Below are 13,665 nucleotides of genomic sequence, written 5' to 3' on the forward strand. Positions count from 1 at the left end.
AGGATCGTGGACAGCTTCGGCACCGACCGGATGCGCGCAGCGGTCCTCACGGCCTGGACGGCCTCGCCCGCCCGTTTCCGTGAGGACGCCAACGCCGAGGAAGACTTCGCCCTCGGCGGCTATCGCGATCGGCTCATCGTCGAGCTCGCGCAGAACGCGGCCGACGCCGCCCTGCGCGCCGGAGCGCCGGGAGTGCTGCGGCTCAGACTCGACGGCGACGTGCTCACCGCCGCCAACACCGGCGCGGCGCTCGACGCGACCGGCGTCGAGGGACTGTCCACGCTGCGCGTTTCCGGCAAGCGCGACGAGGCGGGCGCGGCCGGGCGGTTCGGCGTCGGGTTCGCCGCCGTCGTCTCGGTGACCGACGAGCCGTCCATCGGCTCGCGCGGGTCCGGCGCGGTGCGCTGGTCACGCGAGCAGACCGCCGCGCTGGTCGCCGACACCCCCGCCCTCGCGGGGGAGCTGTCCGGGCGTTCCGGGCACGTCCCGCTGCTGCGCCTGCCGTTCGCGGCCGAGCCGCTCGCGGTCCCCGACGGCTTCGACACTCTCGTACGGCTGCCGCTGCGCGACAAGACCGCGGTCGAGGCGGTACGCCGCATGCTGGCCGAGACCAGCCCCGCGCTCCTGCTCGGCCTGCCCGCGCTCGAAGCCATCGAGATCGACCTCGACGGCTCGACGCGCCGGGTGGACGCCGGCGGGTGGAAGCTGGTGGCCGAGTCGGGCGAGTTCACCGCCGAGCAGGTGAGCGAGCTGTTCGCCGACCGGCCCACCGAGGAGCGGGCCCGGCCGTTCTGGTCGGTGCGCTGGGCCGTACCGGTGGACGGGGGGTCCGGAGAGCCGCGGCGGCTGCCGGCGGGCGTGCCCGCGGTCGTGCACGCGCCCACGCCCAGCGACGAGGCGCTCGACCTGCCCGCGCTGCTCATCGCCTCCTTCCCGATGGCCACCGACCGGCGGCACGTGGCCAAGGGGCCGCTGACCGACTTCCTCATCGACAAGGCCGCCGAGTCCTACCTGCGGCTGCTCAAGGAGCTGCCGCGCACGCCCAAGCTGCTCGACCTGGTGCCCACGCTCATGGGCAAGGGCGAGCTCGACGCCGCCATCCGGCGGGCCATCCTGCGCCGCCTGCCCGCCACCCCGCTGCTGCCCGCGCTGTCGGCGCCGGCGCCCGCCGTGGAGACCGCGTCGTTCAGCGAGGCCGCCGTCTACGAGCCCGACGCCCAGTGGCAGGTCGAGCACCCGGCGCCCGACCGGGGCCCCGACGGCTGGATCGTGGCGGGCCGCGAGGCGGCGGTGGTGCCGGGCTCCGGCGAGCTGCTGGAGGCGGTCGCCGGGTTCGTGCCCGGCCTGCTGCCCTCCGGCTGGCCCGCGCGGCATCCGGCGATGGCCTCGCTCGGCGTACGCAGGGTCGAGCTGGCCGACGTGGTCGACCTGCTGTCCGGCGAGGCCGTAGAAGGCCGCGACCCGTCCTGGTGGCATGCCCTCTACGACGTGCTGCCCCACGACGACCCCGAGTCGCTCGGCGCGCTGCCGGTCCCGCTGGCCGACGGACGGCTGGTGCGCGGGCCGCGCGGCACGCTCATGCTGACCGGCGCCCCGCTCGACCTGGAGGCGCTCGGGCTGCGCATCGTCCACCCCGACGCGGCGCACCCGCTGCTGCTGCGCCTCGGCGCCGCGGAGGCCACGCCGCGCACGGTGCTCGAAGACACCCTCACCCGCACCGCCATCGCGCAGTCCCTCGACAGCGACGACCCCGAACCCGTCGCCAAGGCCGTGCTGTCCCTGGTCGACGCCGCCGCGCTCGCCCCCGGCGAGGCGCCCTGGCTGGCCGAGCTGGCGCTGCGCGGCGCCGATGGCGACCGCTATGCCGCCGGAGAGCTGCTGCTGCCCGGCGGGACCCTGGCCGGGCTGCTCGAAGAGGGGCCGCTGGTCGCCGACGAGCTCGTCACCGAGTACGGCTCCCGCGTCCTGGTCGCCGCCGGGGTGCTCGACGGGTTCGCGGTGGTCAACGACGCCGACGTACTCCTCGACCACGACGAGTGCGACCACGACCTCGACGGCGAGGACGCCTGGCTCGACCACGTCCACGACCTGCTGCCCGACCTCGAGGTGCCGCCGGTCGTGGCCGAGTTCACCGCCGTGCGCGACCTGGAACTGGTCGCCGACTGGCCCGCCGCCCTCGCCCTGCTCACCCGCCCGCCGCTGCGCGGGGCGCTGCACCCGCTGCGGGTCGGCGGGGTCGAGGTGCCCTCCTACACGGCGTGGTGGCTGGCCGGACACCCCGTCCTCGACGGCCACCGCCCGCGCGAACTCCGCCTGCCCGGCGCCGACCCGCTGCTCCAGGGCCTCTACGCCGACGCGCCCGCCGGGCTCGACGAGAGCGCGCTGTCCATGCTGGGGGTACGCACCACGCTGGCCGACCTCCTCGCCTCCCACGGTGGGCCGGAAGAGCTGCTCGACCTGATGGCCGATGAATCCGTCGTGGTCGACCGGGCCCAGTTGCGGGCGTTGTGGATCGCGCTGGCCGGGGTCGAACCGTCGCGGGTGGCGCCGCCGTCCCGGGTCCGCGCGGTGCTCGACGGCGAGATCGTGGTGGCCGCCGCGGACGACGCCGTGGTGGTGGAGGCTCCTGACCTGCTGCAACTGGTGGCTGAACGGCCGCTGGTGCTGGCCTCGTACGACCTGGCGGAGTCGTTGTCGGAGCTGCTTGACCTGCCGTTGGCCGGGGAGCTGGTGAGCGGGGAGGTGACGTCGGAGGGGCAGATCCGGACAGTGCCGCCGGAGGTGCGGTCGCTGCTGCCCACGGCGCCTGAGACCTATGTGGAGCACGAGAAGTTGCTGGTGGACGGAGTGCCGTGCGCTTGGCGGTACTTCGACGGCGCGATCCATTGCACGGGGGTGGACGGGTTGGCTCGGGGGTTGGCTTGGGCGGTGGGCCAGTGGTCCGACCGGCTGGCCGTGGCCGCCCTGCTCCGCGACCCGGCCGCCGTCCCCCTCCTCCTAGCCGAAGCCGACCTGTCCTAAAGGCGCGGTCCTCACGTTCGGGGGCGCTTCGCGCCTTGGGGTTCGGGCTGTGACTGCGGGGGCGAGCCCCCGCACCCCCCGGGCTAAGGGCGTGGTCCTCGCGTGGGGGCGCTTCGCGCCATAGGGCTCGGGCTGTGACAGGGGGGGCAAGCCCCCGCACCCCCGGCGAGGGGCCTTCCGGCCCCTCGCGCTCCCCGGTCGTGAGCCGGGTCCGGCTTAGTAGGGTTCATCCCTGGGACCGAGCCTTCGTGAAAGAGCGCGTTCGGCTCAAGCACGGTGCCGTGCTCCCATGGCTCGCTCGCGGTGAAGACCGGCTCGGGGTGACGTGCCCAGGGAGCCGATCTGGTACGCGCCGTACAGGCTCTCCCAGGTCGCGGAGCCGGCGTAGTAGATCCGCCCGACCACGGCGCCGTGGGCGGGTCGGCCACGGTGTCGAGGTTGCGCAGGGCCAGACCCTGCCGCTGCGACGGCCGCACAAACCGCGCGAACTGGCGGACGCGCTGCGCCTGACGCGCCCAGCGCGATCACCTCCGTCATCGATCGGACGGCGCGACTTCGCCCAGCGCACTGTTCAGGTCTTCGAGGAGCTGAACGCCCGGCCGCCGGGGTGACGAATGCGGGTGGTACGCGGAGTGCCGTCGCCGTTGACGGAAGTGGCTCCGCGCACCACCCGAGCCGAAATCGATCAGCCTGCGACAGGCAGAGTGCTCTTGGAGGTCACCGGGGGCGCCGCCTCGGGCAGCGGGCCGCGGTCGTCGACCGCGACCGGCACGGAAGCGGCACCGCCGCAGGTGGCCGAGGCCAGGTCGACGGTCCGGTACTGACCGTCGCCCACGGGCACGGCGACCGAGACGCCGGTGATCGTCATGCCGCCGTCGGCGTTGCGCTGCTGCTTGTTCAGGGTGACGGTCGCGGTGCCGTACCCCTTGAGCCTGACCGGTACGGCCGTGTTGGGCGGCGGCGCCGAACCGACCTCGGTGCCGTCCACGACGGCGCCCACCATGTTCGCCCTGCCCTGGCCGCCGGAGCACTGCACCTGTACGGCGTCGGCCGTGAACCTGCGCTCCAGGCCCTTCACCCCCACGGCCTTCGAGTCGGCCCGGTCGCCCTGCGCGTTGACCTCCAGCGCCTCGGCGTTGATCAGCTTGTTCTCCGGCTGCTCCGTCACGCTCATGCGCGCCGGCCGGCCGCCTTCGGAGCGTACGGCGGGCATCGGCGCGATCCCGAGCAGGTCGGTGGCCGCCAGCCCGAACGCGCTGGAGCCCGAAGGCTCCGTGACCGCCTGCGCGGACGGTGCGAGCACCGCCATCGCCAGGATGGCCGTCGAGACGACGAAAGCAGATTTCCTACCCATCATTCCCCCTAAATGGTTATGAGGACGAGAGTGCCGAGTGGCACCTTCGCCAGTGCGCGCAGCGCCTCTTCGGGCACCCGCACACACCCGTGACTGATCGCCTTGCCATACACGGACGGATCGGGCCAGCCGTGCAGCGCCACCGTGCCCGGGCCGCCGCCGTAGCGGTCCAAGGTGTCGGAGTGGGCCCCGGTGGGCAGCACCAGCGAGCCGTCCGCCAGCAGCGACCCCAGCACGAACGTGCGTCCCACCGGTGTCGGCGTCTCCCGCGCCCCGACGGCCACCCGCCAACCGCCGATCCTGTGCCCGTGGCGCAGGAGCGTCAGCCGGCGCTCCCCGATGTCCACCCGGACCAGGTACGTCGAGCGCGCCAGGCGCGTCCCGCGGTCGATGGCCACCCACCCTGTCGAACCGTTCGGCCGGGCGGGCAGCAGCACGCGCGCCCATCCCGGCACCCGCTCCACCACGGGAACCCACGTCGGATTCCCCAACTGACGTGCCGGCAACATCGCGACCGCCCGCCCCGCCGGCCGCTCGCGAACGACGGCCGCGCCGGCAGGATGCAGCACGACGCCGTCCGAGGCAGTGAAGGGGGCAGGGTCGGCGGGCAGGGCCGCGATGTCGGCGTGGGTCGTCGCGTACGGCAGACGCGTCGCTCCAGCCGGGGCGGCTCCCGCGGACAGGAGCAACACCGCCAGGACTATCCCGGCATTCCTCACCCGTACTGGAGACACCCGCTTGACGCTATTGGCCCTGCCACGGCGTCCCGGCGATATGACGGAGACAGGGCCCACGGTTTACCCGCAACATCCCCTCAGGGCGGCCCTGGCCACGCCCCGCGCCTCGCCCGACGGGGCCGTCGGGTCGAGCGCGGCCTGTCCGACCCGGACGGTTACGAGAGATCGAAGGGGGCGGGAAAGTGGCCTTCCCAGATCCGGCGGGAGGCCTGCTCGGGGTAGGGCAGGGTCTTCGACTCGGTGTCCAGGACGCGGGTGAGGTGCCCGCCGGGCCGGTGGGCGGGCCAGCCCGCGTCGCCGGTGGTGATGAAGCGGACCCATGTTCCCTGGAGTTCGCGGGAGAGCGCGACGGCCTCGGGCGGGGGCTCCTCGCCGATGAGCTGGGTGGCGACGGGGCTGTCCAGCGTGCCGAACGCCAGGGGCACCTCGAGGCTGTGGCAGGCGCCCAGGACGCCGCCGAGGACGGGGGCGACCCAGCACTGTTCGAACAGGTACGAGGTGCCGCCGGCCGCGGTGTTCGCCTCGGCCAGCTTCTGTGACGGCATGCGGAAGAGGGCGTCGGAGTACACCGCCTCCACCAGCTCCTCCGGGCCTGCGTGCGGGAACGCGGCACGGTAGGCCCGCGCGCCGTCCGGCTGCGGGGCGAGCAGTTCCAGGGCCGCGTGGGCGTCCTCCTCGGTGAAGGTGCCGTACCGTCCGCCCATCACGCTGAAGTACCGGAACTCGTCCCGGGCGTGGCCGACGAGCAGGTCGATCCCGTTCGCGCGCGCGCCGGTCAGCGCGGGCCAGGGCGTTTCCGGGAGGACCTCGCCGTCGACGACGGGGCACAGCGCGGTGCCGGCCTCCGTGAGGCGTCCCCAGCTCTCCCGGTAGGCGTGGAGGCCGGCGTTGAAGGCGGTGAGCTCGGCGGCCAGGCGCCATGGGTCGATGTCGCGCAGGGCCTCGGCGGTGGGGGCCGCGCCGAGCCGGTCCGCGAACGCGGCGGTGGTCTGCCGGGCCAGCGCGGGGGTGCTGTGCATCCCCGGCACCGAATGGGCGATGGCCCGCCGGAACAGGCCGCGCGCGGACTTCATCGTCAGCAGGGCGGCGACCGAGCCCGCCCCGGCCGACACTCCGGCCACGGTGACCCTGCCGGGGTCGCCGCCGAAGGCGGCGATGTTGCGCTGCACCCACTCCAGCGCCGCGATCTGGTCGAGGAACCCGCGGTTGGGCGGCACGTCGTCGAGGTACGCGAATCCCTCCGCGCCCACGCGGCAGTTGATGGTCACCACGACGACTCCCGCCTCGGCCAGCGCTGCCGGGTCGAACATCGGGTCGCTCGACGCCGCCGAGAGGTAGCCGCCCACGGGGATCCACACCAGCACCGGCAGTCCCGCCGCGCCGGGATCCGGGGTGCCGACGTTGAGCGTCAGCCAGTCGGTGCCCTGCGGGGGCACGTCGATCGGCAGGGACAGCGGGACCACGGGGCCGAACTCGACCGCCTGCCTCGTCCCCTCCCAGCGGTGCGGCGGCGCGGGCGCGGCGAAGCGGAGCGCTCCGACCGGGGGCTGGGCGTAGGGGATGCCGCGGAACACCGCGTGCCCTTGCCGCCGCCGCCCCTGCACCACGCCTTCCGTGGTCCGTACCTTCGGTTGGTCGGACATGACGATTCCTTCCCTGGAGTGGACCCCAGGATTATGGGTCACATGTATTATGTCAACTGTATTGAGACAGTTGTGAAGGAGCCGGCGATGCCGAAACAGGTGGATCACCGCGGACGCCGCGAAGTGATCGCCCGCGCGCTGTGGCGGGTGGTGGAGCAGCGCGGCGTCACACACCTGACGATGCGCGTGGTGGCGCAGGAGGCGGGCATGTCACTCGGGCAACTGCAGCACTACTTCGCCTCCCGCACCGCCATGCTCTCCTTCGCCATGGACTTCGCGTCCGAGCAGACGTCGGCGCGCGTACACCAGGGGCTCGAAAAGCTCGGGGACCGTCCGCACCCGCGTGACGTGCTGCGACTGACGCTCGCGGAGATGCTTCCCCTGCATGCCGAGGCCCGCGCGACCAGCCGGATGAGCGCCGCCTACGTCCTGGAGGCGCTGCATGACGAGACCGTGCACGAGCAGGCGCGCCGCGGGCTCGTCCAGGGGTGGGCCCTCGTCGAGCGGTTGGTCCGCCAGGCGATCGCCGACGGGCACATCGACTCCGGTCGCGACCCGGCGACCGAGACCAACCTGCTGCTCGCCCTCACCGGCTTCACCTCCCTGATCGAACTCGACGTGATCCGGCCCCGGGACGCGCTCGCCGCGATCGACGTGCACCTGGACCGGCTGTTCAGGACTACGTGACCCGTACCCGGCGCGCCGGCGCCGAGGTCACCGAACACCTCGCCCCCCGCCGCCGAACACCTCCTCGACGAGTCGCTGCGTCGCGCTCTGGAACGCCTCGCCCATGGACAGCGCGGCGTCGTCGACGTAGTTCAGAGAGGCGGTCAGGGTCCTGCCGCCGCCGGGCGTGCTGTACATCAGCGCCCCATGGCCGGCCATGCCGCCGTTGTGGGTGATGACGGTGCCGCCGTCGTCCGTGTTCACCACGAAGACGCCCAGGCCGTAACCCATGTTCGGGATGCCCGTCGGGTACGGGGTGCACATCTCGGCCAGCAGCGGGGACGGCAGGAGCCGGCCACCCGCCAGCGCGGAGATGAACGTGTGCAGGTCCTGAGTGGTCGAGATCATGTCACCGGCGCTGGAGATCCAGGAAGGGTTCTGGCGGGTGACGTCGACCGTCTTCTGCTCGCCGGCCTCCTCGTACCGGAAGTAGGCGAGGGCGTGCGGCTCGGGGATCTCCGTCTCGGTGGTCGGCGCCACCGTGCCCGTCAGCCCGAGCGGCCCCAGGATCAGCCGCCGCATCTCCTCGGAGTAGGCGCGGCCGGTGACCTTCTCGATCAGCAGCCTGGCCAGCACGTAGTTGGTGTTGGCGTAACGCCAGCCGGTGCCCGGCTCGAACCGCGCCGGCTTGGCGAGCGCCAGCCGTACCAGCTCCTGCGGCGGGTAGCTGTGGAACCGGTTGTCGACCCACTCCTTGCCCGCGGTGGTGGCGGGGATGCCCGGTACGTACGTCCCGTCGGGGTCGAAGTCGCCGGTGATGTTGAAGATCCCGCTGGTGTGCCGCAGGAGCATGCGGACCGTGATCCGCCGGTCCAGCCCGAACTCGGGCAGGTAGTCGTGCGCCGGAGTGTCCAGCCCGATCTTGCCCTCGGCCACCAACTGCAGGACCAGGGTCGCGGTGAAGGTCTTGGCGTTGCTGCCGATCCGGACGTGTCCGTCGATCGGCGGTTTGGCGCTCTCGCCCAGCTTGCGCACCCCAGCGCTGCCGACCCACTCACCCCGCTCATCGTGTACGCGCAGCGTCATCCCGGTGAAACCGGAGTCGACGATCTCCTGGATGGCCTGCTGTAGTTCGGGGCGTTCCTGTCCGGTGTTCATGGTGGGGGTTCTCCTTCAAGCCAGAACGGCACGTGCCGTGCCGTTTGGGATGTGAGCAGTCTGGACACAGCCCCTCGCACTTGTCAATACGGCACGTGCCGTGCCGATAGGGTGGCGGTATGACCACCCGCGCCGTCGCCCGTACCAGAGTGATCATGCAGGCCGCGCTCGCCCTGGCCCAGGAGGGCGGCTACGCGAAGCTGAGCATGGAAGCGGTCGCCGCGCGCGCCGGCGTCGGCAAGCACACGGTCTACCGCCGCTGGCCCTCGAAAGGGCTGCTGTTCCTCGACTCGCTGCTGACGCTGAACGAGCCGGTCCTCGACTTTCCCGACACCGGAGATGTCCTGGCCGACGTGCGGCAGCAGGCGTACGCGGCGGTGGACCTGCTGGCCCGCCCACCGTGGGGCCCGCTGTACCAGGCGCTGGTGGGCGAGGCACAGCATGATCCCGCGGTCGCCGCCGGCCTCCTCGAACGCTTCATCCGCCCCCAGACCGACAGGACCGTCGCCCGGCTCAAGGCAGCCCAAGACCAGGGGCAGGTCTCACCCGGCCTCGATCTCGACCTGGTCATGTCGATCCTGTCCGGGCCGCTGTACTACCGGCTCCTGATCACGCAGGAGCCCATGACCCATAACTACGTCGACCGCGTCTTCGAAGCCCTCTTCGCCGGCCTGAGCCCGCGGTAGTACGGCCTCTGTTCCACGGCAAGGGCAAGGGGCGCGAAGCAGGGAGGCGTTCGACGCTGTGCCGCAGGGGACCGAGGCCGCAGGAGGTCGGCAGGCCGATCTTGACGCCGCCGCGGGAGCGGCCAGACCGCGAGCGGAACTAGTGGGCTCACGGGCAGGATGTCTTCGATGCGGTCCCGACGGCCAGACCTGGACCTGGGGGCCGGAAGACGCCGGGCAACGGGTTCGGGGCAGTGCCCTCGACTTCTGCCTTCGAGTCACCCAACGCAGGCCGGCCGATCACGTGCCCGGTCTGCGGGGTGAGGCGGGCGGTCAGTGGTGGGGGATGGTTATGCCGGCGGCCCGGAGGTTGGATTCGATCAGGGCGTTCAGGCGGGCTATGGACGGCGCCTGGTCTTCTCCGTGGTGGTTGATCAGGTCGTAGCGGGTGGCGGCCTGGGGCTGGGACTTGAGTTCTGGGGGGACCGCCAAGGTTGCCCGGTCGGACAGGAGTTTGCTGGTCATCGCTGTGGCCAGGTCGTCTATGCGGGGGTCGTCGGGAGGCCAGGAGGTCGCCTCCCAGGCGCGTTTGGTGAGTTCTACCGATTCCGGGTCGTCGAGGGTGCTTTCCAGGCGGGTCAGGAGCATGTCGAAGATCTCTGGGACCAGGGCTCGGGTCAGGACCATGGCCTCTCGCTGGGTGGCCACGTAGTCGGGGTTGAAGCCCTGGTCGGCGAATCGGTCGAGGATGGCGCAGGCTCGGTCGGGGAGGAGTGCGCGGTCGCCGTGGGCCAGCCGGTCCAGGGTGTCGCGGCGGGTCGTCAGGTCTTCGATCTTCTCGGTCAGGCGGCGGTGCACGTCGCTCAGGGCCGCTGCGAACTGCTCCGGGCCGGTGTCCAGGAGGTCGCCGATCTCCGCCAGGGGAACGCCGGCCCCGGCCAGCGTTCGGGCCTGGACGAGGCGGAGCAGGTCGGCGGACCGGTAGCGGCGGTAGCCGGAACTGTCGCGTTCCGGCTCGGCGGCGATGCCCAGCCGGTGATAGTGGCGCACCGTTTTGATCGTCACGCCGACGAAGGCGGCCGCCTGGCCGATGGTGAGCCCGTCTGTCATCGGATCAGCGCGGCTTTCGGGCGTTGGCGGGCGCCGCGTCGGGCTTGGGCGGGATACGGCTGCCGCTGTACTTACCGGAGGTCACAGGGGCGAGGGTAGCGGGCGGGTTTCGCACCAGGGGGAGATGGGGTTGACCTTGACCTTAGGTCAACCCTCAGGCTTCTCGCGTAGCCGCCTCACATGGGGCGGTAGCCGTACAGGCCGGTGAGGTTGAAGGCCGGTCTGCTGTCGCGAGACGAGGGATGACACATGGGTGAGAACGGCGGCGGCTTCTCCGACGCGGGGCTGCGGAGGGTACGCGAGGTGCTGGGACGGCACGTCGAGTCCGGGCGGATTCCCGGGCTGGTGGCGCTGGCCAGCCGGGGCGGGCAGACGTACGTCGAGGCCATGGGGACCATGCGCGCGGAGGGTGGGGCGCCCATGCGGCGGGACACGCTGTTCCGGATGGCGTCCACGTCCAAGCCGGTCACGATGGCGGCGACGATGATCCTGCTCGACGAGTGCAGGCTGCGACTGGATGATCCGGTCGACGCGTGGCTGCCGGAGCTCGCCGGGCGGCGGGTGTTGCGGCGGCCGGACGGTCCGCTGGACGACACCGTGCCCGCGCGGCGGCCGATCATCGTCAGGGATCTGGTGACCTCGACGTTCGGGCTCGGCGTGGACTTCGAGCTGCTGGAGGCTCCGATCAGGGCCGCGACCTTCGAGCGGCTCGACTACGGCGTGACGTCCGGGCCCGCGCCGGATGCCGACGAGTGGATGCGGCGTCTTGGTGAGCTGCCGCTGTCGTACCAGCCGGGGGAGCGGTGGCAGTACGACCTCAGCATCGACGTCCTCGGCGTGCTGGTCGCCAGGGTCACGGGCGTCTCGCTGGAGACGTTTCTGCGCGAGCGCGTTCTCGGCCCGCTGGGGATGGACGACACCGGCTTCCACGTGCCCGACGACCAGATCGACCGGCTGCCGCCCGCGTACGGCGGCGACCCGCAGAGCGGAAAGCTCATCGTGTGGGAGGAGCCGGAAAGCGGGCGGTTCAGCCGGCCTCCGGTGTTCCAGTCCGCCAGCGGCGGGCTGGTGTCCACGGTCGACGACTACCACGCCTTCTTCCGGATGCTGCTGAACCACGGCATGCACGGCGACCGGCGGATCCTGTCGCGGCCCGCCGTCGAACTGATGACGACCAACCGCCTGACGCCCGAGCAGGAGGCGGCCAGGACCACCATGTACAGGAACCTCGTCCACCTGTCGTTCGGCCAGGGGCAGCAGGGCGGGTGGGGAGCCGGGATGGCGGTGCGTACCCATCGCATCGACTACGCGCCCGTCGGGCAGTTCGGCTGGGACGGCGGCACCGGCACCTCCGTGTACGCCGACCCGCACCACCAGCTCACCGGCATCCTGTTCACCCAGGTCGGGATGGTCACCCCGGACTCGCTGCACGCCATCCACGACTTCTGGACCACTCTCTACCAGGCGGTCTGACCCAGCGGATACGCCCCCTCCCGAGGGAGACCTCGGGGAGGGGGCGGGCAGTCAGGCGGCTGGGCAGGTGGCGTTGTTCTGGGGGAGGGTGCCGTTGAGGAAGTAGGTGTCGATGCTGCGCGTCACACAGCTGCTCCCGCTCAGATAGGCCCCGTGCCCCTCACCCTCATAGGTCACCAGCACCCCGGTCTTGAGGCTCGCGGCCAGCCGAGGCGCCCACTCGTACGGGGTGGCCGGGTCACCCTTGCCGCCCATCACGACGATGGGCGCCGACCCGGTGGCGTCCACGCGCTTGGCGTCGTCGTTGGTCCCGCGGGCCGGCCAGTGGCGGCAGATGGAGGCGAGCCCGCCGTTCTCCATCATCGGGTTCACCGCGCCTGTGGCCTTCTTCACGTCGGCGATGTCGGCGTCGGTGATGCGTTCGGTGCTGTCGACGCAGTTGATGGCCTGGACGCTGGTCATCATGGTGTTGTACGTGCCGTCGGGCCGGCGGCCGGTGTAGAGGTCGGCCATGCTCAGGAGCGCCTGCCCGTTGCCCTTCTTGGCCGCGGCCACGGCCTGTTCGAGGACGGGCCAGCTCAGCTTGGAGTAGAGGGCGGCGATGACGCCGGTCTGGGCGAGGCCGCCGGTCAGCTCGCGGTCGCCGACCTTGACGGGCTTGTCCTCCAGCGCCTTGAGGAAGGTCGCGATGTCCTTCTGGACGTCGGCGGGGCTGGCGCCGAGGTCGCAGGTCTGGGCGACGCAGTCCTTGGCGAAGGCGTCGAGGGCGTTCTTGAAGCCCTTGGCCTGGGTGACGGCCCGCTCCTTGAAGCTGACGGAGGGGTCGAGGGCGGCGTCGAGGACGAACCGGCCGACGTTCTTGGGGTGCTTGGTGGCGTAGACGGCGCCGAGCTGCGTGCCGTACGAGAGGCCGAAGTAGTTGAGCTTGTCGTCGCCCACGGCGGCGCGGATGCGGTCGAGGTCCTCGGCGGCGTTGGCGGTGCCGACGTGCGGCAGGATCTTGCCGGACTCGCGGGCGCAGGACGCGGCGAAATCCTTCATCAGGCGGTCGAAGTCGGCGGTGTTCGGCGAGGCGGAGACGAACTTGTCCAGGTCGCCGCACTTGACGCCGGAGCTGCGGTCGACGCCGCGCGGGTCGAAGCTGACCAGGTCGTAGCGGGTGCCGAGGCTGGCGAACGCCTTCGCGAGCATGGCGAGGCCGTCGACGCCGGAGCCGCCGGGCCCGCCGAAGTTGAAGACCAGGGAGCCGATCCTGTCGCCGGTGGCCTTGATCCGGATGAGCGCGAGGTCGAGCTTCTCGCCGTCCGGCTTGGCGTAGTCGAGGGGTACGGCCAGCCTGCCGCACTCCATGGACGCGTCCTTCAGGGGCTTGCCGTCGGGCCCGGTCAGGTCGGTGCAGGGGGCCCAGGCGACGGCCCCGGTTTCCTTCTTCTTCGCGACGGGCGTCGGATCCGGCTGGGCCGCGGTGCTGCATGCGGTGAGGGCCGTCGCGAGCAGAAGGGTCGTCGTCAAGGTCTTCTTCATGCCTTCAAGCATGGTCAGACCGGGTTTGCCCAAGTAGTGGGAGATGCAAGGAGTTGCGGGTGACTTATGTCAACGCCTGCGTCTGACAAACCAGAGCCCGAACAGGCCGAAGCCGACCCCGGTCAGGCAGGTCCAGATCCACCAGGTGTGCTCGGGCGCGGGGCGGAAGATCAGCAGTGCGACGAGCGCGAGCGCCCAGAGCGCGATGCCCACGGCGATGGCGGCCGGATCATTGGTCTTGATCGGTTCCGGTTCGGGGCGCCATTCGCGTGTCACATTGTCCAGGGTAGCTTCCAATACCGTCTCGATACGAT

The 13,665-nt window shown here is 71.7% G+C and carries 12 protein-coding genes; 5 read left to right on the forward strand and 7 right to left on the reverse strand.

Annotated elements, in window-relative coordinates:
* Positions 1-3: 3 nt before the first annotated feature.
* Positions 4-3,021, forward strand: coding sequence for a sacsin N-terminal ATP-binding-like domain-containing protein (locus ACIBEJ_RS29555; protein ID WP_397186722.1), 3,018 nt, complete (start codon positions 4-6; stop codon positions 3,019-3,021).
* A 685-nt stretch (positions 3,022-3,706) separates the two neighbouring features.
* Here the strand turns inward: ACIBEJ_RS29555 and ACIBEJ_RS29560 are convergent.
* From ACIBEJ_RS29560 to ACIBEJ_RS29570, 3 genes are all read right to left on the reverse strand, one after another.
* Positions 3,707-4,375: a choice-of-anchor P family protein gene (locus tag ACIBEJ_RS29560; RefSeq protein ID WP_397186127.1), complete on the reverse strand. Its 669-nt coding sequence runs from the start codon at positions 4,373-4,375 to the stop codon at positions 3,707-3,709.
* An 8-nt stretch (positions 4,376-4,383) separates the two neighbouring features.
* Positions 4,384-5,109, reverse strand: coding sequence for a L,D-transpeptidase (locus ACIBEJ_RS29565; RefSeq protein WP_397186128.1), 726 nt, complete (start codon positions 5,107-5,109; stop codon positions 4,384-4,386).
* Positions 5,110-5,267: 158 nt separating this feature from the next.
* Entirely contained in the window at positions 5,268-6,755 is a 1,488-nt protein-coding gene (locus ACIBEJ_RS29570; RefSeq protein WP_397186129.1) for a carboxylesterase/lipase family protein, read from the reverse strand.
* Between the two features lie 87 nt (positions 6,756-6,842).
* On the opposite strand from ACIBEJ_RS29570, the gene ACIBEJ_RS29575 reads away from it, so the two are divergent.
* Entirely contained in the window at positions 6,843-7,442 is a 600-nt protein-coding gene (locus tag ACIBEJ_RS29575) for a TetR/AcrR family transcriptional regulator (protein ID WP_397186130.1), read from the forward strand.
* Positions 7,443-7,469: 27 nt separating this feature from the next.
* On the opposite strand, the gene ACIBEJ_RS29580 is transcribed toward ACIBEJ_RS29575, so the two are convergent.
* The gene (locus ACIBEJ_RS29580) at positions 7,470-8,579 is read right to left on the reverse strand and encodes a serine hydrolase domain-containing protein (protein WP_397186131.1); all 1,110 of its coding nucleotides are present in this window, start codon (positions 8,577-8,579) and stop codon (positions 7,470-7,472) included.
* A 119-nt stretch (positions 8,580-8,698) separates the two neighbouring features.
* On the opposite strand from ACIBEJ_RS29580, the gene ACIBEJ_RS29585 reads away from it, so the two are divergent.
* Together ACIBEJ_RS29585 and ACIBEJ_RS29590 are read left to right on the forward strand one after the other, a co-directional pair.
* Positions 8,699-9,265, forward strand: a complete 567-nt coding sequence (locus ACIBEJ_RS29585) for a TetR/AcrR family transcriptional regulator (RefSeq protein WP_397186132.1) — start codon at positions 8,699-8,701, stop codon at positions 9,263-9,265.
* A gap of 142 nt (positions 9,266-9,407) precedes the next feature.
* The gene (locus ACIBEJ_RS29590; RefSeq protein ID WP_397186133.1) at positions 9,408-9,689 is read left to right on the forward strand and encodes a hypothetical protein; all 282 of its coding nucleotides are present in this window, start codon (positions 9,408-9,410) and stop codon (positions 9,687-9,689) included.
* Here ACIBEJ_RS29590 and ACIBEJ_RS29595 read toward each other — a convergent pair.
* Positions 9,578-10,354 carry a MerR family transcriptional regulator gene (locus ACIBEJ_RS29595; RefSeq protein WP_397186134.1) on the reverse strand — a complete coding sequence of 259 codons (777 nt, stop codon included), beginning with the start codon at positions 10,352-10,354 and terminating at the stop codon, positions 9,578-9,580. The two genes, ACIBEJ_RS29590 and ACIBEJ_RS29595, sit on opposite strands and share 112 nt — an antisense overlap.
* A 249-nt stretch (positions 10,355-10,603) precedes the next feature.
* Here ACIBEJ_RS29595 and ACIBEJ_RS29600 point away from each other — a divergent pair, with 249 nt between their 5' ends.
* Positions 10,604-11,827, forward strand: a complete 1,224-nt coding sequence (locus ACIBEJ_RS29600; RefSeq protein ID WP_397186135.1) for a serine hydrolase domain-containing protein — start codon at positions 10,604-10,606, stop codon at positions 11,825-11,827.
* 51 nt (positions 11,828-11,878) lie between these two features.
* On the opposite strand, the gene ACIBEJ_RS29605 is transcribed toward ACIBEJ_RS29600, so the two are convergent.
* Positions 11,879-13,351 carry an alpha/beta hydrolase gene (locus ACIBEJ_RS29605; RefSeq protein WP_397186136.1) on the reverse strand — a complete coding sequence of 491 codons (1,473 nt, stop codon included), beginning with the start codon at positions 13,349-13,351 and terminating at the stop codon, positions 11,879-11,881.
* Between the two features lie 69 nt (positions 13,352-13,420).
* Positions 13,421-13,627 (reverse strand): DUF2530 domain-containing protein, encoded by a 207-nt coding sequence (locus ACIBEJ_RS29610; protein WP_397186137.1) that lies wholly within the window; start codon positions 13,625-13,627, stop codon positions 13,421-13,423.
* Between the last annotated feature and the right edge of the window lie 38 nt (positions 13,628-13,665).

The sequence above is a fragment of the Nonomuraea sp. NPDC050790 genome (assembly GCF_044456745.1).
Taxonomy (GTDB): domain Bacteria; phylum Actinomycetota; class Actinomycetes; order Streptosporangiales; family Streptosporangiaceae; genus Nonomuraea.